This window comes from Arthrobacter sp. 05L417 (genome assembly GCF_056397865.1).
Window position 1 is genome coordinate 128,234 of the sequence record NZ_JBFTOG010000002.1, and the last position, 23,103, is coordinate 151,336.

The following is a 23,103-nucleotide window of genomic DNA, read 5'->3' on the forward strand; positions in this document are numbered from 1 at the left end:
CGGTAGACTTGGAGGGTTACACCGGGTCGCGCGCATCGGGAGGAGGGACGATGCGCACCATTCAGCGAACCCGGAATCATGAGCTCCTCCCCACAGAACCCCGCGGCGAACACCGCACTTAAGCCTCACCCTGAATTTCCTTCTGCGCCAACGTCGGCCCAGTCCCCGTCGGCGGAGCCCCGTCGCTCGCGTCTACCTGGGCGCTTCGCCCGCTTGCCCGAGCTCGCTGGCCGGAGCTTCCTCCCGCTGGGACTCTTTGCGAGGCTGCCCCTTGCCATGCTGACCGTCGGCACCCTCACGCTGGTCACGGCCGTCAGTCATTCTTACGCTATCGGCGGCCTGGCTGCCGGAGCAGTCGGAATCGGATCGGCCTTGGGCGCGCCGGTGCTCGGCTCGCTCGCCGACCGCTCAGGCCAGCGCCCGGTTCTGCTCGTAGCCGCTGCTGTCAACGCCATGACAGTCATCGCATTGCTCGTTGCGGCGTACCTGACGCCAGATTTCAACACCCCCACGGACGCGATTGCCATATTGGTGACAGCGTTCCTCGCCGGGGCGAGTTGCCCGCAGGTGGGGCCCATGGCCCGTGTCCGTTGGATGGCACTGACCACTAGGAACCTGAACACCCGGAATTCGATGCCCGGAACCGGGGCCAATGCCGCCGCTTCTGGAAGCGTGGCATCCAGCCGCGCAGACCTCGACACCGCTTTGTCCTACGAGGGAACCGCGGACGAGATCACTTTCGTCCTCGGTCCGGCGCTGGTCGGCATTCTGGCGAGCCTCGTAGCGCCTTGGCTTCCGCTCGCATTGGCGGCGGTCCTTACGGCCACCCTCGTGCCGGCCTTCGCCGTCCATCCCTCACAATTGGCTGTGGTGCCGGCAAAGCGCAAGGCGCGCACCGCCGTCGGGAGCGTCCCTGCAGAGCAGCAGTCAAGGGTCCGTTCATTGGCCTGGCTAAAGGTCGCCGTTCCGGTGCTGGCCATGGTCTGCATGGGAACATTCTTTGGTGCAACCCAGAATGCGTTGAGCGCTTTCTCCGCCCAGTTCGCCACGGCGGAAATTGCGGGGCTGATGTATTCCGTCATGGGCCTGAGCTCCGCCGTCGCTGCGCTGTCTGTTGCCTATTGGCCGCAGCGCTTCGGACTGACCATCCGTTGGGTGCTCGCCGCGGCCGCGATGACGGCGTTCTCCCTCCTGTTGTTCCTTCCCGCCGGGATCTGGCCGATGGTCGTCGTTCTGTTGGTGCTCGGAATTCCCGTGGGACCCGTCATGGTGACGGTCTTCAGTATCGGGGGAGTCGTGGCACCGGCCGGCCGGATGGCGACGGTCATGACGGCCCTGGCGAGCGGCATCGTGGCAGGTACGGCGCTGGGCGCCTACCTTGCCGGCCAGTTGGCCCAGACCCAAGGACCCGGCGCCGCATTTGTGGTGTCCACGTCCGCTTCGGGCGCGCTTCTGGTGCTCGGCATCGTTGCCGGGCTGGTCCTCCGGCGCCGGCCAAGCACGCAACCATAACGACGCTCGCTCATTTATGGGCCATTTTTTGGGAACCCTCGCTCAGATCATCTGCGAGATGGTTCCCGGGTTTGGCCCTATAAGTGAGCGAGCGTTGGAAGAAACCGGACGAACGCACGCATCAAAGGGTGAAGGCTCAGGGGTCCAAGGGGCGGGTCCTTACGCCAGTTGGGACTCTATGCGGGCCGCGCTCGCCGCCAGTGCTTCGCCGACGGCGGCCTGATCCTGTTCGCGGCGGATGTAGACGACGGCGATCGCGGCGGGCCGCCCGCCCGGCACCCGGATCGGGGCGGCCAAGGATGACAAGCCGGCGATGACTTCGTCGTGGCTCGCGGCGTAGCCGAGCCGGCGCGCTTCTGCCGCTTCCGGTCGATAGGGCAGGCCCGGAGCGCGGGCGGACCATTCCTCTTCGCTCATGGTGGATTGGATCGCGATTCCAGGCGCCCCGGTATTCACAGGGTGGCGTGTGCCGGGATGCTGTGCCAGGGTCGCGGCTGAGTGGCGGGGCTCGACAGTGACCAGCGTGACGCAGTCCTGATGATCCCAGACCGCTACGAATGCCGTCATGTTCAGGGCGTTGGCAAGCTGGGTCAGTTCCGGGAGGGCGGCCGTCTGGAGGTCGCGGGAGACACCCCGGGCCAGCACCGCAAGGCCGGGACCGGGCTGAACGCGGCCGGCGTCGTCGCGCACCAGCAGGGAATGATCCTCCAGCGTGCGAAGGATCCGGTAGGCCACCGAGCGATGAACGCGCAGGGCGCCGGCGAGTTCTGCAATGGTCAACGGGGCCTCGGCTGCCGCCAGGATTTCGAGGGCCTGGATTCCGCGGGAGAGGGTCTGCGACGGCGAGACCGTCGCCGTCGTGCCCTGCAGACTTTTCGCGGCGCTGGGAGACATCATGCGCTCCATCCTATGTTGGGGCCTAACGCGACCGGCCCGCCGTCTTGTGCTGTCACTCACAAGAGACTATGGTTCTGTATGAGAATTTGTTGTTCAAATATAGAACAAATTCACATATAGAACAATCGCCAGCCAGGAATCAACGATGATTGCCAAGTCCAGCCACAATGCGGAGCCCGGTCCCTTGAGCCGCACTTCGCGGCCGCGGGCACATCATTTCCGCGGCAGCCTGGGCCGCTTCGCCACAGGTGTCGCCATCGTGACGTTCGACGGCGCCACCAAGCGGCACGGTATCACCGTCAACTCCTTTACCGCCGTATCCATGGAACCGCCGCTGGTCCTGGTCAGCATCGCCCGCAACGCCAAAGCCCACGATGAGCTGGCCGGGCGCCCCTTCAGCGTCAATATCCTGGGCGCCGAACAGAAGCAACTCGCCCTGCATTTCGCGGGCCGACCCGGGCCCGAGCCCCTTTGGGTAGAAGGCGACACGGCGCCCCGGCTATCCAACGTCCTCGCCTATTTCGAATGTACGCCCTGGGCGGCTTACGACGGCGGAGACCACACCCTCTACCTGGGTGAAGTGGCGGACTTCAACTACCGCAGCGGCGACGCGCTCGCGTTCGCCAACAGCTCTTTCACCACTATCCCGGAAAGCCAATTGGGAATGGAGGACCTTCTGTAGTTGCCGGCGCCCGTCGACGCCGCATCCGTATGCCGTTTCAGCTCAACCATCATTGGAGACAACCATGGGAATCCGGACCGGACAGCAGTACCTGGACAAGCTCAACTCGATGAACCCCCACGTCCTGATCGACGGCGAAATGGTCACCGAGAAGATCGCCGACCACCCGTCCTTCAGGAACGTGGCCCGCACGTACGCGAAGCTCTTCGACATGCAGCATGACCCGAAGTATGCGGACGCCCTCACCTACGAGTCCCCGACGACAGGTGACCGGGTGAGTGCCTCGTTCCTCGTGCCGCGCAGCAAGGAAGACCTCGAACATCGGCATGCAGCGATCCGCACCTGGGCGGAGTACTCCCTTGGGTTCCTGGGCCGGACGGGTGACTACATGAACGGCGCCCTCACGGCGCTCGCGGCCGCAGAAAAATGGTTTGCCCAGGCCGATCCGATGTTCGGCGAAAACATCCGCAAATACTACGAGCATTGCCGCGAGAACGATCTCCTTGCAACGCACACGCTGATCCCGCCGCAAGTCAACCGTTCGGTGTCAGGTTCCGAACAGCTCGGCGGGCAGCTCTCCGCGAGGGTCGTCGAGGAGCGGGAAGACGGCATCGTGGTCCACGGCGCGCGTATGCTCGCCACGATCGCACCGATCGCCGACGAGCTTCTCGTGTTCCCTTCGACGCTCCTGCGCTCGACGCCGGAAGATGCTCCCTACTCTTACGCGTTCGCCCTCCCGAACGATGCGCCGGGCATGCGTTACCTGTGCCGGACCTCGCTCTACAACGGCGGAGGCACCCACGACGAGCCGCTCGCGAGCCGCTTCGAGGAGATGGACGCCGTCGTCGTTTTCGACCACGTGTTCGTGCCGAACGAGCGCATCTTCATGCTCGGGCATCCTGAACTGTGCAACGCCTTCTACTCCGAGACCGGTGCCGGCGCCCTCATGACCCACCAGGTGGTCACGAGGACCATCGCGAAGAGCGAGTTCTTCCTCGGCCTGGCCTCGGAGATCGCGGCATCGATCGGGATTGACGGATTCCAACACATCCAGGAGGACCTCGCGGAGCTGATCGAGACCGTCGAAATCGGTAAGGCGCTCATGGTGGCCGCCGAAGCCCAGGCAGCTCCAAGCCCGGATGGCGTGTTCTTGCCGCATTGGCCCACCCTGAATGCGGCTCGCAACTGGTACCCCAAGGTTGCCCAGCGGTTCCCCGCCATTATCCGGAAGTTCTCGGCGTCGGGCCTCATGGCGCTGCCAGGCGAAGCGGACGTGGCGAGTGACGCGTTGCCGGACATCGAGCTATACCTGCAGGCGAAAACGTTGACCGGGCCGGAGCGCGTGCGCCTCTTCAAGCTCGCTTTCGATGCCAGCATTTCCGCGTTCGCCGGGCGCCAGGCCCTCTATGAGTACTTCTTCTTCGGCGACCCCGTCCGCATGGCTGCCGCCCTCGTGAACAGCTACGACCGCGAGCCGGCCCGCGCCCGGGTGCGGGAGTTCCTCGAGCGGAAGGACTGAACGCGCCACGGCGCGTCCGACGACGACGGCGAGCTATCGCCGTCGTCGTTCGCACTCCGACGCTCGCTCACGTATGGCCGGAAATTCTCCGACGCTCGCTCACGTATGGCTGGAACAACCGCAACCCTCCGGCAAATTTGCGAATTACCCCGCCTGCTCCAAAAGCCGCACCGCGTCGTCGTCGGTCAATTGCTCGAAGTGCTCGTAGAACGCGCCCACGGCGTGGAACTTGCCTGGCGTGTGCAGGCACATCATGAAATCGCACACCCGGCTGATGGACGCTTGGGCTTCAAGGGATGACACGGGGACGGCCGCCACCACAGTCGCCGCCCCGCCCGCGCGTACGGCCTCGACGGCGGCGCGCATCGTTGCGCCCGTGGCGAGTCCGTCGTCGACAAGAACCACAGTCTTGCCCTTGAGGTCGAAGTTGATACCGGGGTAGGTCTTCACTCGCCGCAGGAGTTCTCCCCGCTCGCGTACCTCCACAGCGTCGAGCGAAGCCTGGGTGATTCCGTGCCGCAGCATTCGTTCGCCGAGGGGCCGGTTGAGGATGCGGACGATCCTGCCATTGGACCAAGCCAAGGCGCCGAACGCTGTTTCTTCACGCCCAGGGATGCCGAGTTTGCGCACCAGGATGGCGCCGTATGGCTGGAGGAGCTCGACGGCGGCAGTGGCCGCCACAGGGACCCCACCGCGGGCGAGGCCCAACAAGATGGTGTCCGGCCGTTGCCGGAGCTGCGGAAGCCCTGCTGCCACGCGGCGTCCGGCGTCCGCACGGTCCTTGAAGCGCATGCCCATTCGTCCCACTTCCACGTCATCCAGCGCTGAATCAAGCCTACCTTTCTTGCCGGGACCGCTCCGCGCTGCCACGATGGGCCATGTGAACAAGCCCATCGGTTACTGGACCAAACGCTTGGATGCCGCATTGGAGGCGCATCTGGACAGCACGTTGGCGAGGTTGAAACTCAGCCGGAGGCAATGGCAGACCCTCAACGTCCTGGCCGAGACACCCCTCAGCCCCGAGGAACTTGACGGAATACTCAACCCATTCTGGGGCGGCGACACACGGCGTCGCGAAAACGAACTCGCCGCGCTCGTAGGCCGCGGAATGATCATCATGGTGGATGATCGCCTCAGCCTCAGCGAATTGGGCCACGCAAAACAAACGGAAGCCCAACGGCTCGTTGAAGACTCGCGCCGGGATCTCTCGATGGGTATCGGTATCGACGAATACGCCATGGCCGTCAGCGTGCTCGAGCGCATGACGCTCAATGCGGAGCGGCTGGCCGGCTAAGGCAGCCGCTCCGCCACTATCAACCGCTCCGCCACCCCCTAGACGCCGAGGAACGCCACCGCGGCATCCTTGAAAACCCGGCTGGTCACGGCGTTGCTGTGGTTCCGCCCCGGCACAAGCAGTTGTTCGACCATGCCGCCGGCGTGCGAAGCGATCGAAGCGAGCTCCGGCATGGTGATGGCGCGCTCGTCCTTGTCGCCTGCCACCAGGAGCATCGGCATGTGGGGCACGGCTTCGGCAGGATCGAAGGGTTCGCCCTTGATCGCTTCGATGAGCGACAAGAGCGCAAAAAGATCGTTGCTCGGCAAGAGTTGTGCCATCTTGAGCAACCCTGCGGTGGACTCGTCTTCGATGGGTGTGCCGTCCGCAAGGTAGCGCTGGGCTGCCGCGAGATCGAAGGACGCCAAGGGGTCCTCCTTGTTCGGGCCGCCCAACACCAGCCGGTGCACGAGTTCGGGCTGGGTTGCACCGAATTCCCAGGCAAGCCGGGAACCCAAGGAATAGCCGATGACGTCGAGCCCGCTGGTAGGGTCACCGGCGCGCACGGGGCGCGCACCGGCGTCGGCGACTATCTGGAGCAGGTCCGCGCGGATCCGGCTCGGGGAGTAGGAGTCGAGGTCCTCAGGGGAACTGCTCTGGCCGTGCCCTGGAAGGTCCACGGTGATGACACGCCTGCCGGCGGACTTGAGGGTGGAAATCCAGCCTGTGTCGCCCCAATTGAGTTTGGTGGACGAGGAGAAACCGTGCAGCAGCAGGACCGGGCGCAGACCCGCATCGGTGCCTTCGGCGGGCTCATGGACTTCCACGAAAAGATGCGGATCTGTTCCTTCCACAGTGTGGATGTGCTCTTCCGTGTGCCTGCCGCTCATGGTGTCAGTCCTCATCAAGTACAGCGCTCAGGCGGACCCGGCGCTTCGGTGCGTCATCCTTGGGAACGGTGCCCACGATGCCGGCAGTATTGTCCGGCACCTCGAACACCACCAGCGGCTCACCGACGTTGATGGTGTCGCCCGGCGCGCCGTGGATACGGATCACTTTACCCGCCTGCGGGCTCGGCAACTCGAGGGCGGATTTGCTCGTCTCCAGCTCCACGAGCGGCTGGTTCCGTTCCACCTGGTCGCCGGGGGAGACGAGCCAGTCCAGCACGGTCGCTTCGATGAGGCCTTCGCCAAGATCGGGCAGGGGGAAGCTGATTTCAGCCACGTCGATACTCCAGTACTCGTTGGATCCCCAGGAGGATGCGGTCAATGTTCGGAATGTATTCGTCCTCCAGGTCGCCGGAGGGGTACGGCACATCGAAGCCGGTGACCCGTTCGACGGGCGCCTTGAGCGTGTCGAAGCAGCTTTGCGTGATCAGCTGGGCCACTTCGGCCCCCAACCCGGAGGTCAGTGGAGCCTCATGCACGACGACGGCGCGCCGCGTCTTTCCGACGGAAGTCGCCAGTGCTTCGGCGTCGATCGGCTTGAGCCAGCGCAGATCGAGGACCTCGACGTCGATTCCGTCCTCCGCAGCGAGTTCGGCAACCTGCAGGCACCGGGCAACCATGGCACCCCAGGCTACGAGGGTCAGGTGGCGGCCCGGCCGGACAACGCGGGCGCCGGTGAGGGTACCGCCGTCGGATGCGTCGACGTCGCCCTTTTGCCAGTAGCGGGATTTCGGTTCCATGAAGATCACCGGGTCCGGCCGCGAGGCCGCGTACTTGAGCAGGTGGTAGGCATCGTGCGGGTCCGACGGCGAAACAACCTTGAGTCCCGGAACGTGCGCGAAGAGTGCCTCGAGGCTTTCGCCGTGGTGTTCGGGGGCGCGGATGCCGCCGAAGCTGGGCACCCGGAGCGTGATCGGCATCGGCAAGGTGCCGCGGCTGCGGTAGTTCATCCGGGCGATCTGGCAGACGATCTGGTTGATGGCGGGATAAGCGAAGCCATCGAACTGTACTTCCGGAATGGGGTGGAAACCGGCCATGGCCAGACCCACGGACATGCCCAGGATGCCCGATTCCGCGAGCGGCGTGTCAAAGACCCGGGGTTCTCCGTGCTTGGCCTGCAACCCGTCGGTGATACGGAAGACTCCACCCAATCGGCCGCAGTCCTCGCCGAAGACCACCGTTTTGGGATCGTTCGAGAGGATCTCGTCCAACGCGCGGTTGAGTGCCTGCTGCATGGAAAGCTTGACGGACAGGTTCTCTGTCGCTGCCCTGGCTTCGAGGGTGGCGGTGGTGCTCTCAGACATGTTCGGACTCCTCGCGCCAACGGATGGCCTGGGTTTCAAGGGCGGGGGTGGTTTCCTGGAAGACGAAATCGAACATTTCGTTGCCGGGCCGGGGCCCGAGGGCTTCGATTCCGGTGCGGATGGCTTCTTCTTCTGCCAGGGCTTCCTGGTTGGCGGCCGTGAAGAATGCCTCGTCGGCCACGCCTTCGGCCAGCAAACGCTTGCGGAGGCGTTCCAGTGGGTCCTCGCCGGCGTCGATGCGCTCGTCGTCGAGGCTCCGGTAGCGCCCGGGGTCGTCGGCGGTGGAATGCGGTCCGCGGCGGTAAGTCATGGCCTCAACCACAACCGGACCGTTCCCGCCGCGGCAGTGGGCGAAGGCGTTGCGGGTGGCCTCATAGACGGCGACCACATCGTTGCCGTCCACCTGAATGCCGGGGATTCCGTAGCCCGCGGCTCGTGCAGCTACCGAGCCGCCGGCCACTTGCCGCTCGGTGGGCACGGAAATCGCCCAGCCATTGTTCTGGATGAAGAAGACGACAGGTGCTTTCATCACGGCGGCAAAGTTCATGGCCTCATGGACATCGCCTTGGGAGGAAGCGCCGTCGCCGAAGTAGCTGAGGGCCACTCCGTGCCCACCGCTCAGGGTCTGGCCATGGGCCCAGCCGACGGCATGAAGTACCGAGCCTGCCACGACGGCCTGGATGGGAGCGAGACGGCTTGCCAAGGGATCGTACATTCCGCCGTGCCACGTTGCCTTGTGGGTGGACATGTACGCCACCATGTCCACGCCCATGGTCCGGGCGACGCCCATCTCGCGGTACGTCGGAAAGGCGAAGTCGCGCGCAGTGTCGAGGGCGTAGGCGCTGCCGACCTGGGCGGCTTCCTGGCCGAGTTCGGGGGCGTAGCCCGGGATGATTCCCTGGCGCTGCCAGGCGACGGCCGAGGTATCGAGGTATCGAACGGCAGCCATCAGGGAATAGAGCTCCCTGAGCTGTCCGGGGGACAGGGGCGCGGCGTCGGCTGCGGCCACGACGGGAAGAGATGAGTCCATGGACGTGACCGTAGTCACTGTTCGGAACGTAGGCAATCCGCCTATTCAGGCCTAGTCAAACTGCCAAGAACTGTCAGTCTTCGCTAGGGGGTACATAGCAATTTGTGCACCTCTTGCCCACCCAAGTAGCTCGCAGTTGTTGTCGTTATGAGGCGTCAAAACGACAACAACTGCTGGGCCCACGCCGCCAGGGTTCCCTGGCCGTGGGGCCCCGCCGGCGAGGGTCCCTGCCTGAGCTTGCGAAGGCTGGGAGCCAGTGGGGACTTGCGAGGCGAGGGTGGCGGTGGGGCTAGTTGGGTTTGCCTAGGCGTTTCGTGCGGACTTGACCTTGGCACCGATCCTGCAGGCCACGGCGATGCACGCGATCAACAGGAACGTGCCGATCAACTGGCCGGCGCTCTCGGCGTTCGAGAAGCCCACCGCGAAGATCAGGGCAAGCAGTGCCAGTCCGAATACCGTGAGGAAGGGGAATCCCTTCATGCGAAGCGGCAGTTCGGTTCCTTCGCGGTCGGCGCGGCGGCGCAGGATGAACTGGGACACGAGTGCCGTTCCCCAGACCACGAGGCAGGTGGAGCCTACGAGGTTGAGCAAGGCCGGAAGCACATGGTCGGGGAAGAGCAGTTCCAGGATCGTGGCGATGAAACCGAAAGCAACGGAAACCCCGACGGCGGCCATGGGCACCTGGGCGCCGCGCAGCCGCGACAGGAAAGCAGGTGCTTCGCCGCGTTCAGACAAGGAGAAGACCATGCGCGAGGCACCGTAAAGGTTTGCGTTGAGCGCGGAAAGCAACGCCACGACGGCAACGAGGGTGATGGCCGTGCCGGCTCCCGGGATGCCGGCAAGGTCCAGGACACCGGCGAACGGCGACTTCAAGCCTTCGGAATCGGAGGGCAGCACTGCTGCGATGACGAAGACCGAACCGATGTAGAAGACCAGGATGCGCCACACCACCGTGCGGATGGCCTTGCCGACGCTGTGTGCGGGATTCTGCGTTTCCGCCGCGGCCACGCTCACAATTTCGGTGCCGCCGAAGGCGAAAATCACCACGAAGAGCGCCGCGGCAATTCCAGACCAGCCGGACGGTGCAAAGTTGCCCGTGAGGTTCCCGAGGCCGGGGGAAGTTACGCCGGGCAGCCAGCCGAACAGCAAGGCCGCGCCGATGACAAGGAAAGCGACAATGGCTGCGACCTTCAGGATGGCAAACCAGAATTCGAACTCACCGAAGTTCCGGACCCCGGCGAGGTTGATCGCGGTAAAGGCCACCATGAACACCAAAGCCAGCGCCCACACGGGAATGACCGGCCAGACGGAGAACAGCAGCCCTGCTGCACCGAGCGCCTCCGCGGCGATGACCACCACCAGCTGCAGCCACCAAAGCCAGCCGACCGTGGATCCGGCCGTCTTGCCCATGGCCTTTTCCGCGTAGACCGAGAAGGCGCCGCTGTTGGGGTTCGCGGCTGCCATCTCGCCGAGCGCCCACATCACGACGATGATCAGGGTGCCTGCCACAAGGTAGGAGATGAGTACTGCCGGGCCGGCCGCGTGGATTCCGGCGCCTGAGCCAAGGAAGAGTCCCGCGCCAATGGCGCTGCCCAGGCCCATCATGGTGAGCTGGCGCGGCTTCATCGAGTGGCCAAGGCCTCGCGAAGTAATGGAGGGTCGAACAGCGGTGGACTTCGTTGTCATTCGTGTTTGCCTTCTTGTGGATGGTTTGTCGACTGGTCCTTGTAGGACTTATCGAATTTACCGCTTCCAAAGGAAAGTGGCGAAAAACACTCGTGAGAGGATGGTTACAAGCTGGTGTGACATCTGGGCATGGAGTGCCGATTTGTACAGCTCATGGGCGGAAGTAGGAAAAACTGATGGTTGTGGACGAGTTGGATGCCAAGATTGTCCGATTTTTCACCGACTCCCCGCGGGCGTCTGTCTTGGAGGCATCCAGGGTCTTGAAGGTCGCCCGCGCCACGGTCCAGTCCCGGCTGGACCGGATGGCTGAGCGCGGGGTGGTGGCACCCTGGGTTCCGCAGCCCGATCCCGCCGGCTTTGGCTATCCCGTGGTCGCCTTTTGCTCCCTGACCATCAACCAGGATTTGGGGCACGACGCCGTCGTCGAAGCCCTGGCTGCCATTCCCGAGCTCATTGAGGTCCATACCGTTTCCGGCAGTTCGGATCTCATGGTGCGGGTGGTGGGCAAGTCGAACTCGGACCTGCAGCGCGTGCTGGACAAGCTCATTGCCACCAAGACCGTGCTCCGTTCGTCCTCGGTGATTGTCCTGAATACTCATTTCCAAGGCCGCACCTTGCCGCTCCTGGAAGCTGCCGCCAAGGAGAATGCGGGCTGAAACATTTGGACACTGTCCTCTAACAGTCGTACCATTAGTTCTAGTCATCTTGACTATAACTAATTTTCCGGTCCCTACGGCAAAGAAGCGGGGTGAATACCGTGTACGCCACCTCCGCCAATGTCGAAGAGCGCAGGCTCGCGCCGCCGTCGTTGGCCATATCAACGGTGATCTTCGCCCTCCGCCCGAGCGAAAGCTCCGGCCGCCCCACGCTGTGGTTGCCGCTGGTGCGTCGCATCCGCGAACCGTTCAAGGACATGTGGGCGCTGCCCGGCGGACCGCTGCAGCACGACGAATCCCTCCAGGACGCCGCGTCCCGGAACCTGCGCGAGACCACGGGGCTGGCTCCCCAATACCTCGAGCAGCTCTACGCCTTCGGCGGCCTGCATCGCTCGCCTGCCCAGCGGGTTGTCTCGATTGTCTACTGGGCCTTGGTGCAGCCCACGGAAGCCGCTCTCGCCGACGAATCCGAGAACGTTCGTTGGTTCCGGGCAGACCGGCTCGCAGAACTGGCGTTCGACCACAACGCGATCGTGGACTACGCCTTGTGGCGGCTGCGCAACAAGATGGCCTACGGGTCCATCGCCTATCACTTGCTGGGTGAATTCTTCACTCTGGCACAGGTCCGCGAAGTCTACGAGGCTGTCCTGGACCGCCAGCTCGATCCGGCGAACTTCCGCCGGCAAATCAAGGGAACACCGGAAATCGAAGAAACCGGTGAATACCTCCAGGGCGGAAAACACCGCCCGCCCCGCCTCTACCGCTTCACCGGCACGCCCGGACTCGGGCCAGACAACAGGAGTACACCATGAGCAGCGTCAACACAGCTATCCAGCTGATCACGCGGGAAGAAGCCGAAAGCGGCCGTTCCGCGGCCGGGTCGACGTGCAGCCCCGCCCTGGCGAAGGGCCCGTGGGAGTACGACCTCGCCGAAGCCCTCGCAGGCATCCCCGCTTACGGTCCCGGCGCGTCCAGTTCCGACGACGCTCCGAAAGCCACACCCCGCCAAGGCCAGTTGCCCGAAGAGTACAAGTTGGCCAGCGACGCCGAGCTCGACGCCCGGATCCGCGCCGCCAAGGAGACGCTGGGGGACCGGGCTGTCATCCTGGGCCACTTCTACCAGCGCGACGAAGTTGTCCAGTACGCGGATTTCGTGGGCGACTCGTTCCAGCTCGCCAACGCTGCCCTGACCAAGCCTGATGCCGAGGCCATCATCTTCTGCGGCGTGCATTTCATGGCAGAGACCGCCGACATCCTGTCCAGCGAGGGCCAGGCCGTGATCCTGCCGAACCTGGCTGCCGGCTGCTCCATGGCGGACATGGCAGACGAGGACTCGGTGGAGGAATGCTGGGAGCAGCTCGAAGAGCTCTTCGGGACCGCCCCCGATTCCGATGGCCGAGCGCCGGTCATCCCGGTGACCTACATGAATTCCTCGGCCGCGTTGAAGGCCTTCTGCGGACGCAACGGTGGCATCGTCTGCACGTCCTCCAACGCCAGGACGGTGCTCGAATGGGCCTTCGAACGCGGCCAGCGGGTGCTTTTCTTCCCCGACCAGCACCTTGGCCGCAACACCGCAAAGGCGCTCGGCGTGCCGCTGGAACAGATGCCCATGTGGAACCCGCGCAAGGAACTCGGCGGAAACGACGAACAGACCCTGCTGGATTCCCGCGTCATCCTCTGGCACGGCTTCTGCTCCGTCCACAAGCGTTTCAACGTGGGCCAGATCGAGAAGGCCCGCGCCGAATTCCCGGGCGTGAACGTCATTGTGCACCCCGAATGCCCCATGGAGGTTGTCGACGCGGCAGACGGCGCAGGCTCCACCGACTTCATCAAGAAGGCCATCGCCGCCGCAACCGAGCCCACCACCTTCGCGATCGGTACCGAGATCAACATGGTGAACCGCTTGGCCGCGGAGAACCCGCAGCACACCATCTTCTGCCTCGACCCGGTGATCTGCCCTTGCTCCACGATGTACCGCATCCACCCCGGCTACCTCGCCTGGGTACTCGAGGAACTGGTGGAAGGCCGTGTGGTCAACCGCATCACGGTGGACGACTCGGTCAAGGACAACGCCAAGATCGCCCTCGAACGCATGCTTGCAGCACGGCCGCTCTAGGTCACACCCAGTACCAACCAGTCGAATCGAGCCTCACATGACTGCAGAACGCATTCCCGGCGCTCCGGCGCTGCGGCGACTCGTCGTCGTCGGAAGCGGCATCGCCGGCCTCTACTCCGCGCTGCTGGCCGCCGAGGCCGGTGCGGAGGTCGTCCTGCTCAGCAAGGGGGCGCTGGCGGACAGCAACACCTTCTTCGCCCAAGGCGGGATTTCGGCAGTGCTCGAGGAACCCGCCCCCGGCGATACCGTCGCCGCGCACATCATGGATACCCTCAAGGCCGGCGCCGGGCACTGCAATGAGGAGGCCGTGCGGGTGCTGTGCACCGAAGCGCGCCTCGACATCAGGGGGCTGGAGCGTTTCGGTGTCCGTTTCGACGCGGACGACGACGGCGATCCCGCCTTGGGGCTCGAAGCCGCCCACTCCGCGCCGAGGATCCTGCACACCGGAGGAGACGCCACCGGTGCCGGGGTCGCGAACGCACTCATCCTGGCGGTCCTTGACGCGCAGGACGCCGGGAAAATCCAGGTGCTGGGACATGCGCAGGCGACTTCCCTGCTCCAGTCCGAGGGGCGTGTCACGGGCGTCGAATTCCTACGCAACGGCCGCCTCGAGAGCGTGTTCGGCGACGCCGTGCTGCTTGCCACCGGTGGGGCGGGGCAGCTGTTTGCCCAGACCACCAACCCCTCGGTGGCAACGGCCGACGGGCTCGCGCTCGCATGGCGGGCAGGCGCCGAGCTCGCGGACCTGGAGTTCTTCCAGTTCCACCCCACGAGCATGGTCCTTTCCGCTGCCGGAAAGCCAACTTCCCTCGGCACCGATCCGCTCCTCATTTCCGAAGCCGTCCGCGGCGAAGGCGCCATCCTGGTGGATGCGAACGGCGAACGATTCATGCCCCGCTACCACCCCGACGCCGAACTGGCCCCGCGCGACGTCGTTTCCCGCAGCATCGCCCTCCACTTGGCGTCACTCGGTGATCCCAACGGCCACGTCTTCCTTGACGCCCGGGTCGTGGAAGCGAACAAAGGGCAAGGCTTCCTTGAGAAGCGCTTCCCCACGCTCAGCGCCCGGACCCGCGAAGCCGGCGTCGACTGGACCCTGGAGCCAGTTCCGGTTGCCCCTGCCGCCCACTACTGGATGGGGGGCGTAGTCACCGATCTGTTCGGCCGTACTTCCGTTCCTGGGCTGCTCGCGGCCGGTGAAGCAGCGTGTACCGGAGTCCAAGGCGCGAACCGTTTGGCCAGTAACTCGCTGCTCGAAGGGCTTGTCTTTGGACGGCGGGCTGTTGAAGGGTTCCTTGGGTGGGCGCCGCCGAACGGTGGGGGGACCGACTCGCTAGTTCCCTCGGCGCCTGCGCTCCGGTCTCTCGCCGGCGAACGCCTCGCAAGCTCGGCGGCCGGCGTGGACCTCCACGCAACAACGGCGCTTTCGGGAACCACCGAGCCGGCGGAGGCGCTCACCGCCTGGCAGCCTGAGCTCGTCCCGGAGCCTTTCTCACGGACCGCCCTTCGGCGGCTTATGACTGCCAAGGCGGGGGTGCTTCGGACCGGGGGGTTGCTCCGGGAGGCTGCTGAGGGACTCAACGCTTGGGCCGACGTCGTGCTTCCTGAGAGTGTGCCGGACTCAGTGGATTCCTTGGTTCATGAGGATGCCAATTTGCTCCTTGCCGCGCAGTTGTTGGTGCGGGCTGCGGGCGCGCGGCGGGGGTCGTTGGGGGCGCATTACCGGAGTGACGCCGTCGAAGCTCAACGCGAAGAAATTGTTCAGAGATACACGATCCGCCGGAAAGCGAGCCTCGTCAATGACTAGCCTGACCCTCCCCGCAGCACCCGTCCGGGACATTCTGGAGCGGGCTTTCGCGGAGGACGCGCCGAGCGGCGACATCACCTCGCAGTTGCTCATTCCCGCCGAAGCCCGGGCCACCGCCGTGCTCAATGCCCGGGTTTCGGGGGTGTTCAGCGGCGGAACGGTGTTCCGTGACGCCATGCTGCTCATCGACCCGGACACGAAGGTGGAGCTGTTGCTCGCGGACGGTGAAGCGTTCGACGCCGGAACCCACCTCGCGCGGGTCAGCGGCCGCGCCCGCTCGGTGCTGCTCGCCGAACGCGTCGGGCTCAACCTTGCCCAGCGCATGAGCGCGATTGCCACCAAGACGGCCGAGTTCGTCAAGCTCGTCGACGGAACCAAGGCCCGCATCACGGACACCCGGAAAACAACCCCTGGGCTGCGGGTGTTGGAACGCTACGCCGTACGCTGCGGCGGGGGAGCCAACCACCGTTACAGCCTGTCCGATGCCGTTCTGGCCAAGGACAACCACCTTGCAGTGATGACCGGTGGCGATTCCGCCAAGCTCACCGCACTGCTCAAGGCCGCCAAGGCCCAGCTGGGCCACACCACTCACTTCGAAGTGGAAGTGGACCGCGCCGAGCAGATCGAACCCGTGCTCGCGGCCGGGGTAGACACGATCATGCTGGACAACTTTTCCCTTGAGGAGCTCCGTGCCGGTGTGAAGCAGGTGGCCGGCCGCGCCGTCGTTGAGGCGAGCGGCAACGTCAACGTGGACACTGTGGCGGACATCGCCGCCGCGGGAGTCGACGTCATTTCCATCGGCGGACTCACCCACAGTGTCAACGCGCTGGATCTGGGCCTGGACGTGACGCTCGACGTGGCACCGGACCCAACCTCAGGTATCGGCTGACGCCATGATCTTCCTCGACGCCGCGGCGACCACACCCGTCCGTAAGGAAGTCCTCGAAGCGATGTGGCCGTATTTGACGGGGGAGTTCGGCAATCCCTCGAGCCATCACGGCCTTGGCGAAGCGGCTGCGAACGCGTTGTCCCGGGCACGCGTCGAAGTGGCGAAGGTCCTGGGCTGCCGGCCGGGGGAAATTACCTTCACTTCCGGCGGCACCGAAGCCGACAATCTGGCCGTGAAGGGGATCGCCCTCGCACGGCGAGCCGCGGATCCCGCCCTGAACCGGATTGTCGTCAGCGCCATAGAGCACCCCGCCGTGGAGGAATCCGCGCTCTACCTGCAACGGGTCCATGGCTTCGAGGTGGACGTGGTCCCCGTGGACGGGCACGGTGTGGTGACGGTTGAGGCGCTCCGGGCTGGCCTGAGTCCGGAGACGGCCCTCGTCAGCATCATGTATGCGAACAATGAGATCGGCACCGTGCAACCCGTGCGGCAACTCGCGGAGGTGGCCGCGGAACACGGCGTGCCGTTCCACACGGACGCCGTCCAGGCCGCGGGTTGGTTGCCTATAGGCGTCAAGGAACTGGGGGTCGATGCCCTCAGCATTTCCGGCCACAAACTCGGCGCGCCCAAGGGTAGCGGCGTTCTCTATGCCAAGGGCAGGCTCAAGCTGGAGCCGCTCGTCCATGGCGGCGGCCAGGAGCGGGGCAAGCGCTCCGGGACCGAAAACGTGGCGGGAGCTGTCGCGCTGGCCACGGCACTCACGCTCGCCCATGCCGCGCAGTCGGAACTCGCCGTACGTGTCTCGGCGTTGCGGGATGCCTTCATCCGCGCTGTCCTTGGGGCCGTGCCGGGTGCCGTGTTGACCGGCCACCCTTCGCAGCGCTTGCCGTCCGTCGCGTCTTTCTGTTTCCCCGGCACCAGCGGGGAGTCCGTGTTGCTTGAGCTTGAGCGGCTTGGTGTGGTTTGTTCGAGCGGCTCGGCCTGCGCCGCTGGATCCGACGCTCCCCCGCCGGTCCTGCTGGCCTTGGGAATCGAGCCCGAGGTGGCCCACACTGCAGTGCGCTTCAGCTTCGACTCCGCGGTGACGTCAGCGGAACTTGAGCAAGCCGCAGAAGCCGTGGCTGCCGCCGTCGGGAGCGTGCAGGGGCTCGGTCGCCGCTGACTGTCCCCACCCCAAGTAACTCGCATTTGTTGTCGTTCTGAGCCCTCAGAACGACAACAAATGCGAGTCAGTTGGGAGTCAGACGTGGCGGGCCCTGCGGAAAATCCAGTGCCGCAGCATCGTGAACCGCACGGCCGTCGCGACGAACCCGGACAGCGTGGTTGTCCAAAGGTCCTCGGCGAGGGTGGCTTCGGGGCGCAACGCATGGAGCACGCCCAGGCTACCGCCCGTGATGATCAGCGCCACGGCGATCACGATCAGCCCGTTCAGATGATCCTGCGTTCTCTTCCGGTTGCCTGTGATCTTGAAGGTCAGCCGCCGGTTCAGGGCCGTGTTCATGAGCGAGGTGATAATCAGTGCCGCGGCGTTCGCGGGTTGGGGTCCCATCCACGGGCGGAACAGCGCGTACAGTGCCAGCGAGGTGACGGTACAGATGATCCCGACGCCGGTGAAACGGATGAGCTGCCTGACCACCGGATAGCGCAGCACGCCTTTGCGGCGCTTGCTTGTATTTGGCCTGGGAAGGGACGTCTGCCGCGTCTCAATTGCCGGCACGGCAGGAGGCTCCATGGCTCAAGCCTGTCATATCAAGCTGGGAATTTTCTCCCAAGTTGCTGCTATGACGGGGTTGCTGAGCTCTCCGATGCCCTCAATGCGGCAGGTCACGGTATCTCCGGGCTCGATCCTGGTGCACTCGGCCGGGAAGCCGGTGAGGACCAGGTCGCCGGGGTGCAAGGTCATGAAGGAGGTGAGGTAGACAAGGATCTCGTCTACCTTCCATCCGAGGTCCGCGGTGCTGGCCGTGCCCAATTCCCGGCCGTTGTGCACTATGCCGATCGAAAGATCATCGTCATTGAGGTCCGTGACGATCCACGGTCCCGCAGGAGTAAACGTGTCCTGGCTTTTCGCGCTGATCCACAGTTCGTCGGTCTTCTGCAGTTCCCTCGCAGAGACGTCGTTGCCGATCGTAAAACCGAGGATGGCGTCGCGCGCGTTGTCGAGTGTGAGCCCGCGGACTTTGCGCCCGACGACGACGGTCAGTTCCGCTTCGGGGTCCACGTAGCCGACGTCGGAGGCGAGCTCGATGGCGTCGCCTGGTCCGATGACGCTCGTGGCGGCCTTGTGGAACGCCTGCGCGGGCAAGTCGCGGCCCGGCTGGCCCGTGTTGTGCGCCATGCCGAAGACGTTGGCGGGAACGGACGGCGCAAGGAACATGAACGCATCCTCGGAGACCTGAGAGCCTGTAACCCAACCCGGCCGCCCTGCGCTGCTGCCATTTGCCGGCGAGCCTGGGAACGGGCTGTCCACCACAGTCCAGCTCCGGCCTTCCGCGGAAGCGAAGTCAACGGCGTCGTTCGCGACGAAGAAGTGTTCGTCCGGCGAGGTGGGGGAGAGCGGGCGGACGCGGGCGATCCGGCGTGCACGTGAGGAAGTCATGAAGACATCCTACGTCCTCGCGCCTGTTTAGACGGAGTTTGGACGGAGGTTTAGACGGGCAGGTAGAGCTCCCCCACCGGGATATCCGCGGCCAAACGATTTGCCGGCCCGGCCAAGGGGCACGCCCAGGCCTCGTTGTAGGCGCAGGACGGGTTGTAGGCGAAGTTGAAGTCGAGCACGAATTCCTGTTGCCCGGATCCGCGAAGGCCGTGGAAAGCGCCTTTGATGGTGTCAAGCAAGTACCGGCCGGCGCCGTAGCTTCCTCCTGGTTTGCCGGCTGTGGCGTCGCGGAAAGGCACGAAGATGCCGCCGCCGTAGCTGCGGAGGCGCCACACAGCCAGAGAGCCAAGCTCGTCGAGGTCGAAGGTACCGAGCCGGACAAACGGCACCACGCCGTCAGTTCCGGTGTGCACGTTCATCTCCTGGCCCGCTCCTTCCGGAGAGAGGGCAGCATAGCGGCGGAACCGGGGATCGTAGTCCGCGGTGCGCAAGCCCGAGAAGGACCTCTTGCTGGCGGGAGTCAGTGCCGATGCCGGGTGGGTTCCGAACATGCGGTCCCGTTCCTGGCGCCAGTAAACGTGGGCTTGGAAGGGATCGTCCACCGCGATCTTGCGGACGTCGTCGTACAAGGCAAACGTGCGCAAGCGCCAGTCCGCGATGTCCACGGCGGAGATGCCCTCCACATTGTTTTCGTCCTCATCAAGCTGATCGGGAGCCATGCGTCCAGCCTAGTCCTACGATGCGGGCTGAAGCGGCGGCCCGGAGTGCACCGGCGGGGTTTTCAGGTGCGAAACGCCGATCCGGACGGGCAGGCGGCGGCTCCGCGCCGTTAGGCTGGTGCGCATGAGAGCAAAGCGGATCCCGTCGAAGTTTTCAGTCGCCGTCCTGGGTGCACTCATCGTGGTCGCCGCGGCTGGCTGTAGTTCCGAGGGCAAGGGCGGACCGGTCTGGACGGCCGGGTCCAACAGCGCGGCACCCGGGAGCGCGACGCCGTCGGGCTCCAGTGCGGCCCCGCCGTCGGGCGGCTCCACGGGGAGCCCCTCCGCAGGAACTACAGCGACGGCGGGGGCCACGGCCTCGGCGTGGAAGACGTACTCGGATGCGTCCAAGAAGGTCAGCTTCGATCTTCCGAGTGACTGGATTGCGCAATCGGTCACGCCCGACGCCGGTTCCATGCCCGGCGCCCTGAAGATCGAGGTCAAAGACGCCAAGGGAGGGTACCTCGCGACCCTTCACACCGGACTGGCCTCGGCGAGTCCGGCCGACTGCAATCCGGCCGCCAAGCGTCCCTACGTGGTGGTCAGCAGCGTGCCCATTGACCTTCCCCATGCCGACGGCGATTCCACGATCCCTCCGCACGTGGTGTTCCGGGTCATCCAGGGCTACAAATTCTTCGGTTCGTACGGCATCACCAACTTGGTGGCCGGAACTGATGGCCAGGCCTGCCAGCTCCGGAACCTTGTGGTGGGGCCGGCAGGAAAGGGCAACTACTACTTCGGGGACATGCCCGCGGTGCATGCTTTCGCCACTGACGAAGTAGTTGCTCCCGCGAAGTCCTTTGACACCTTGGACCAGGCCGCCAAGTACGTTGACCAGAGTTCGGAATTCGCCAACGTCCAGCGGATGCTATTGTCTCTGAAGGTCAATCTGTAGAACGACGATTGACACCAACAGATCGGCGACATCGGGGGGTTGTCCAGCCGCAACACTCCGGAGATCCATGGAACGCAACGTGGCTGCCCAGCTCGTTTTCAAGACCGTCGCCAACACCAAGGTGGCAATGGCGATCGCCGTGGCCAGCAATCCAGGCTACGACTCGTTGACCGAAGAGCTGTCAGTCACGGTGGAAGGCGAAGCTGTTCCGCTCACCGAGCTGACGGACCATCACGGTGGGCGTTTCCACTACATGGAGTTCGCCGAACCCAGCGAAGTAACGGTTGACTACCGTGCCTCGGTGGAAGGTTTTGGTGTCCCGGATGAGTCCTCCCGGATGGAGCTCATCCGCTATGTGCGCCCCAGCCGCTATGCCGAGTCCGATCGACTCCTTCCGACGTCGTATGCCGAGTTCGGCGGTCTGCACGGCGAGGAGCTATTGCAGGCAGTCCGGAACTGGGTCCACGATGAACTCCGGTACATCAGCGGTTCCTCGCGGGGAACGGATGGAGCGGTGGAAACGCTCCTGCACCGCAAAGGTGTTTGCCGGGATTTCGCCCACCTTGCCATTGCCCTCCTGCGCTCCAAAGACATCCCCGCCCGGCTCGCGGCGGTCTATGCGCCCGGGTTGAGCCCCATGGACTTCCACGCCGTGGCTGAGGCCCACATCGACGGAACCTGGTACGTGATCGATCCCACAGGCCTGGCCCCGCGCGAATCCATGCTGCGCATCACCGCCGGACGCGATTCCTCGGACACCGCGTTCCTGTCCACGGTGGGCGGCAGCCTGTCGTTGAAGAGCTTGAAGGTCACCGCTGTGGTGGCCGACGAGCTGCCGGATGAGGATCCGGCAAAGCTCGTCGTCCTCCGCTAGTTCTCGCGCGGCTATTTGCTTGCGACGAACGCTTGCAGCTTATCCGTCAGGCGCAGAAGCTCACGTTGTTCGTCGGCCGTCAGGGCCGGCGCCACAAGTTCGGCGATGTCGCGGACGTGCTCGCGGCCGATCTCCTTCTGTAGTTCCTGCCCGGCCGAGGTGAGCCCCAGCAGGATCCCGCGGCCGTCGTCGGGAGCGATGCTGCGCTCCACGAGCCCACGCTTCTCCAGCCTGTCAACCAGCCGGCTCAGGCTGGATTGGCTGAGCAGGACGTGATCGTTGATCTCGTTCAGCCGCAGCTTGCCCGTGGGGCAGCGGGACAGAGTGAACAGGACGTCATACTCCTTGATGGGCAACTTCTTGAAGGCCGGCCCGGCCTGGAGCCGGCGCATCACCGCCACCTGGGAGCGGAACAAGGACTCCCAGGTTTCGGCGGCGAGGCGCACGGCGGACGAGGTGGGCGCCGTGGTGGTCACGGGGTCCGCCCTACGCCGCCACTGACAGCATCGGCTGCGTCGTCGTTTCCCGATGCGATCACGGAGGCTGCCACCCGGGATGCATGGGTGGGCGCGTCAGGGACGTGGGCCGGCTTGCGGTCCTCGAATTCCTTGCGCAGGACCGGCAGGACTTCTTCGCCGAAGAGATCCAGTTGCTCCAGGACGGTCTTGAGCGGCAGGCCGGCGTGGTCCACCAGGAACAGTTGGCGCTGGTAGTCGCCGAAGTACTCGCGGAAAGTCAGGGTCTTTTCGATGACTTCCTGTGGACTGCCGACGGTCAGCGGCGTCTGGGACGTGAAGTCCTCGAGCGAGGGACCGTGGCCGTACACCGGTGCATTGTCGAAGTAGGGGCGGAACTCCTTCACGGCGTCCTGGGAGTTCTTGCGCATGAAGAACTGCCCGCCGAGGCCCACGATGGCCTGGTCAGCGTTGCCGTGGCCGTAGTGCTCATACCGTTCGCGGTACAGGCCGATCAGCTGCTGGTAGTGCTCCTTGGGCCAGAAGATGTTGTTGGCGAAGAAGCCGTCGCCGTAGTAGGCGGCAAGTTCCGCGATCTGCGGGCTGCGGATGGAGCCGTGCCAGACGAAGGGCGCGACGCCGTCGAGCGGGCGGGGCGTGGAGGTGAAGTTCTGCAGCGGGGTGCGGTACTTGCCGCTCCAATTGACGGTGTCCTCATCCCAGAGCTTGCGCAGCAGGGAATAGTTCTCGATAGCGAGCTCGATCCCGTCCTGGATGTTCTTGCCGAACCAGGGGTAGACGGGGGCGGTGTTGCCGCGGCCCATGATGAGGTCCACTCGACCATCCGCCAGGTGCTGGAGCATCGCGAAGTCTTCGGCGATCTTGACAGGATCGTTCGTGGTGATCAGCGTGGTGGACGTCGACAGCGTGATGCGTTCAGTCTGCGCTGCGATGTACGCCAGTGTGGTGGTGGGGGACGATGAGAAGAAGGGGCGGTTGTGGTGCTCGCCGATCGCATAGACGTCCATGCCGATCTCTTCGACCTTCTTGGCGATGGCCACGGCGGCCTTGATGCGCTCGTTCTCCGTGGGGGTGTGGCCCGTGGTGGGGTCAGTGGTGATGTCGCTGACGCTGAATACGCCGATCTCCATGATGTACCTTTCTGCCTGCCCGATTGGTGTCCGGGCTCTGCCAACAGTCTATC

The 23,103-nt window shown here is 64.8% G+C and carries 24 protein-coding genes; 12 read left to right on the forward strand and 12 right to left on the reverse strand.

Annotated elements, in window-relative coordinates; all coding sequences use genetic code 11:
- Positions 1-78: 78 nt before the first annotated feature.
- The gene (locus AC1DJW_RS02525) at positions 79-1,512 is read left to right on the forward strand and encodes an MFS transporter (RefSeq protein ID WP_476900620.1); all 1,434 of its coding nucleotides are present in this window, start codon (positions 79-81) and stop codon (positions 1,510-1,512) included.
- A gap of 159 nt (positions 1,513-1,671) precedes the next feature.
- On the opposite strand, the gene AC1DJW_RS02530 is transcribed toward AC1DJW_RS02525, so the two are convergent.
- The gene (locus AC1DJW_RS02530; protein ID WP_284751326.1) at positions 1,672-2,406 is read right to left on the reverse strand and encodes an IclR family transcriptional regulator; all 735 of its coding nucleotides are present in this window, start codon (positions 2,404-2,406) and stop codon (positions 1,672-1,674) included.
- Between the two features lie 148 nt (positions 2,407-2,554).
- On the opposite strand from AC1DJW_RS02530, the gene AC1DJW_RS02535 reads away from it, so the two are divergent.
- Both AC1DJW_RS02535 and hpaB read left to right on the forward strand, forming a co-directional pair.
- On the forward strand, positions 2,555-3,091 hold the full coding sequence (locus AC1DJW_RS02535; protein WP_390278999.1) for a flavin reductase family protein: 537 nt from the start codon (positions 2,555-2,557) through the stop codon (positions 3,089-3,091).
- Between the two features lie 64 nt (positions 3,092-3,155).
- On the forward strand, positions 3,156-4,610 hold the full coding sequence (gene hpaB / locus AC1DJW_RS02540) for a 4-hydroxyphenylacetate 3-monooxygenase, oxygenase component (RefSeq protein WP_284751187.1): 1,455 nt from the start codon (positions 3,156-3,158) through the stop codon (positions 4,608-4,610).
- 144 nt (positions 4,611-4,754) lie between these two features.
- Here hpaB and AC1DJW_RS02545 read toward each other — a convergent pair whose 3' ends face one another.
- Entirely contained in the window at positions 4,755-5,408 is a 654-nt protein-coding gene (locus AC1DJW_RS02545) for a phosphoribosyltransferase (protein WP_390279335.1), read from the reverse strand.
- Positions 5,409-5,490: 82 nt separating this feature from the next.
- Between AC1DJW_RS02545 and AC1DJW_RS02550 the strand changes: the two genes are divergently transcribed.
- A complete protein-coding gene (locus tag AC1DJW_RS02550) occupies positions 5,491-5,904 on the forward strand; it encodes a MarR family transcriptional regulator (protein WP_459341997.1) in 414 nt (137 codons plus the stop codon).
- A gap of 38 nt (positions 5,905-5,942) precedes the next feature.
- Here AC1DJW_RS02550 and AC1DJW_RS02555 read toward each other — a convergent pair whose 3' ends face one another.
- The 5 genes from AC1DJW_RS02555 to AC1DJW_RS02575 form a co-directional block, all read right to left on the reverse strand.
- Positions 5,943-6,773 (reverse strand): alpha/beta fold hydrolase, encoded by an 831-nt coding sequence (locus AC1DJW_RS02555; protein WP_284751185.1) that lies wholly within the window; start codon positions 6,771-6,773, stop codon positions 5,943-5,945.
- A 4-nt stretch (positions 6,774-6,777) separates the two neighbouring features.
- Positions 6,778-7,107 carry a biotin/lipoyl-containing protein gene (locus tag AC1DJW_RS02560; RefSeq protein WP_268021268.1) on the reverse strand — a complete coding sequence of 110 codons (330 nt, stop codon included), beginning with the start codon at positions 7,105-7,107 and terminating at the stop codon, positions 6,778-6,780.
- Positions 7,100-8,134 carry an alpha-ketoacid dehydrogenase subunit beta gene (locus tag AC1DJW_RS02565; RefSeq protein WP_476900621.1) on the reverse strand — a complete coding sequence of 345 codons (1,035 nt, stop codon included), beginning with the start codon at positions 8,132-8,134 and terminating at the stop codon, positions 7,100-7,102. The genes AC1DJW_RS02560 and AC1DJW_RS02565 overlap by 8 nt, the downstream gene beginning before the upstream one ends.
- Positions 8,127-9,164 carry a thiamine pyrophosphate-dependent dehydrogenase E1 component subunit alpha gene (locus AC1DJW_RS02570; RefSeq protein WP_390278989.1) on the reverse strand — a complete coding sequence of 346 codons (1,038 nt, stop codon included), beginning with the start codon at positions 9,162-9,164 and terminating at the stop codon, positions 8,127-8,129. The genes AC1DJW_RS02565 and AC1DJW_RS02570 overlap by 8 nt, the downstream gene beginning before the upstream one ends.
- Positions 9,165-9,467: 303 nt before the next feature.
- Entirely contained in the window at positions 9,468-10,850 is a 1,383-nt protein-coding gene (locus AC1DJW_RS02575; protein WP_390278987.1) for an amino acid permease, read from the reverse strand.
- A 176-nt stretch (positions 10,851-11,026) separates the two neighbouring features.
- Here AC1DJW_RS02575 and AC1DJW_RS02580 point away from each other — a divergent pair, with 176 nt between their 5' ends.
- The 6 genes from AC1DJW_RS02580 (at position 11,027) to AC1DJW_RS02605 (ending at position 17,480) form a co-directional block, all read left to right on the forward strand.
- Positions 11,027-11,506, forward strand: a complete 480-nt coding sequence (locus AC1DJW_RS02580) for an Lrp/AsnC family transcriptional regulator (RefSeq protein ID WP_059387632.1) — start codon at positions 11,027-11,029, stop codon at positions 11,504-11,506.
- A 101-nt stretch (positions 11,507-11,607) separates the two neighbouring features.
- Entirely contained in the window at positions 11,608-12,318 is a 711-nt protein-coding gene (locus AC1DJW_RS02585) for an NUDIX hydrolase (RefSeq protein WP_284751324.1), read from the forward strand.
- Positions 12,315-13,622, forward strand: a complete 1,308-nt coding sequence (gene nadA / locus AC1DJW_RS02590) for a quinolinate synthase NadA (RefSeq protein WP_390278986.1) — start codon at positions 12,315-12,317, stop codon at positions 13,620-13,622. The genes AC1DJW_RS02585 and nadA overlap by 4 nt, the downstream gene beginning before the upstream one ends.
- 37 nt (positions 13,623-13,659) lie before the next feature.
- Positions 13,660-15,429 (forward strand): L-aspartate oxidase, encoded by a 1,770-nt coding sequence (gene nadB / locus AC1DJW_RS02595; RefSeq protein ID WP_476900622.1) that lies wholly within the window; start codon positions 13,660-13,662, stop codon positions 15,427-15,429.
- Entirely contained in the window at positions 15,422-16,318 is an 897-nt protein-coding gene (gene nadC, locus AC1DJW_RS02600; RefSeq protein WP_476900623.1) for a carboxylating nicotinate-nucleotide diphosphorylase, read from the forward strand. Before nadB ends, nadC begins: the two co-directional genes overlap by 8 nt.
- 4 nt (positions 16,319-16,322) lie before the next feature.
- On the forward strand, positions 16,323-17,480 hold the full coding sequence (locus tag AC1DJW_RS02605) for a cysteine desulfurase family protein (RefSeq protein WP_476900624.1): 1,158 nt from the start codon (positions 16,323-16,325) through the stop codon (positions 17,478-17,480).
- A gap of 78 nt (positions 17,481-17,558) precedes the next feature.
- Here AC1DJW_RS02605 and AC1DJW_RS02610 read toward each other — a convergent pair whose 3' ends face one another.
- Genes AC1DJW_RS02610 through AC1DJW_RS02620 form a run of 3 tightly spaced genes read right to left on the reverse strand, consistent with a single transcriptional unit; the run spans position 17,559 to position 19,636 of the window.
- Positions 17,559-18,050, reverse strand: a complete 492-nt coding sequence (locus tag AC1DJW_RS02610; RefSeq protein ID WP_284751177.1) for a GtrA family protein — start codon at positions 18,048-18,050, stop codon at positions 17,559-17,561.
- 12 nt (positions 18,051-18,062) lie between these two features.
- Positions 18,063-18,917 (reverse strand): fumarylacetoacetate hydrolase family protein, encoded by an 855-nt coding sequence (locus AC1DJW_RS02615; protein WP_476900625.1) that lies wholly within the window; start codon positions 18,915-18,917, stop codon positions 18,063-18,065.
- Between the two features lie 50 nt (positions 18,918-18,967).
- The gene (locus AC1DJW_RS02620; protein ID WP_284751175.1) at positions 18,968-19,636 is read right to left on the reverse strand and encodes a DUF1684 domain-containing protein; all 669 of its coding nucleotides are present in this window, start codon (positions 19,634-19,636) and stop codon (positions 18,968-18,970) included.
- A 124-nt stretch (positions 19,637-19,760) separates the two neighbouring features.
- On the opposite strand from AC1DJW_RS02620, the gene AC1DJW_RS02625 reads away from it, so the two are divergent.
- Positions 19,761-20,570 (forward strand): hypothetical protein, encoded by an 810-nt coding sequence (locus AC1DJW_RS02625; protein ID WP_284751174.1) that lies wholly within the window; start codon positions 19,761-19,763, stop codon positions 20,568-20,570.
- A 67-nt stretch (positions 20,571-20,637) separates the two neighbouring features.
- Positions 20,638-21,444: a transglutaminase-like domain-containing protein gene (locus tag AC1DJW_RS02630; RefSeq protein ID WP_284751173.1), complete on the forward strand. Its 807-nt coding sequence runs from the start codon at positions 20,638-20,640 to the stop codon at positions 21,442-21,444.
- Between the two features lie 11 nt (positions 21,445-21,455).
- Here AC1DJW_RS02630 and AC1DJW_RS02635 read toward each other — a convergent pair whose 3' ends face one another.
- Both AC1DJW_RS02635 and AC1DJW_RS02640 read right to left on the reverse strand, forming a co-directional pair.
- On the reverse strand, positions 21,456-21,920 hold the full coding sequence (locus AC1DJW_RS02635) for a MarR family winged helix-turn-helix transcriptional regulator (protein ID WP_284751172.1): 465 nt from the start codon (positions 21,918-21,920) through the stop codon (positions 21,456-21,458).
- A complete protein-coding gene (locus AC1DJW_RS02640; protein WP_459341989.1) occupies positions 21,917-23,050 on the reverse strand; it encodes an LLM class flavin-dependent oxidoreductase in 1,134 nt (377 codons plus the stop codon). The genes AC1DJW_RS02635 and AC1DJW_RS02640 overlap by 4 nt, the downstream gene beginning before the upstream one ends.
- Between the last annotated feature and the right edge of the window lie 53 nt (positions 23,051-23,103).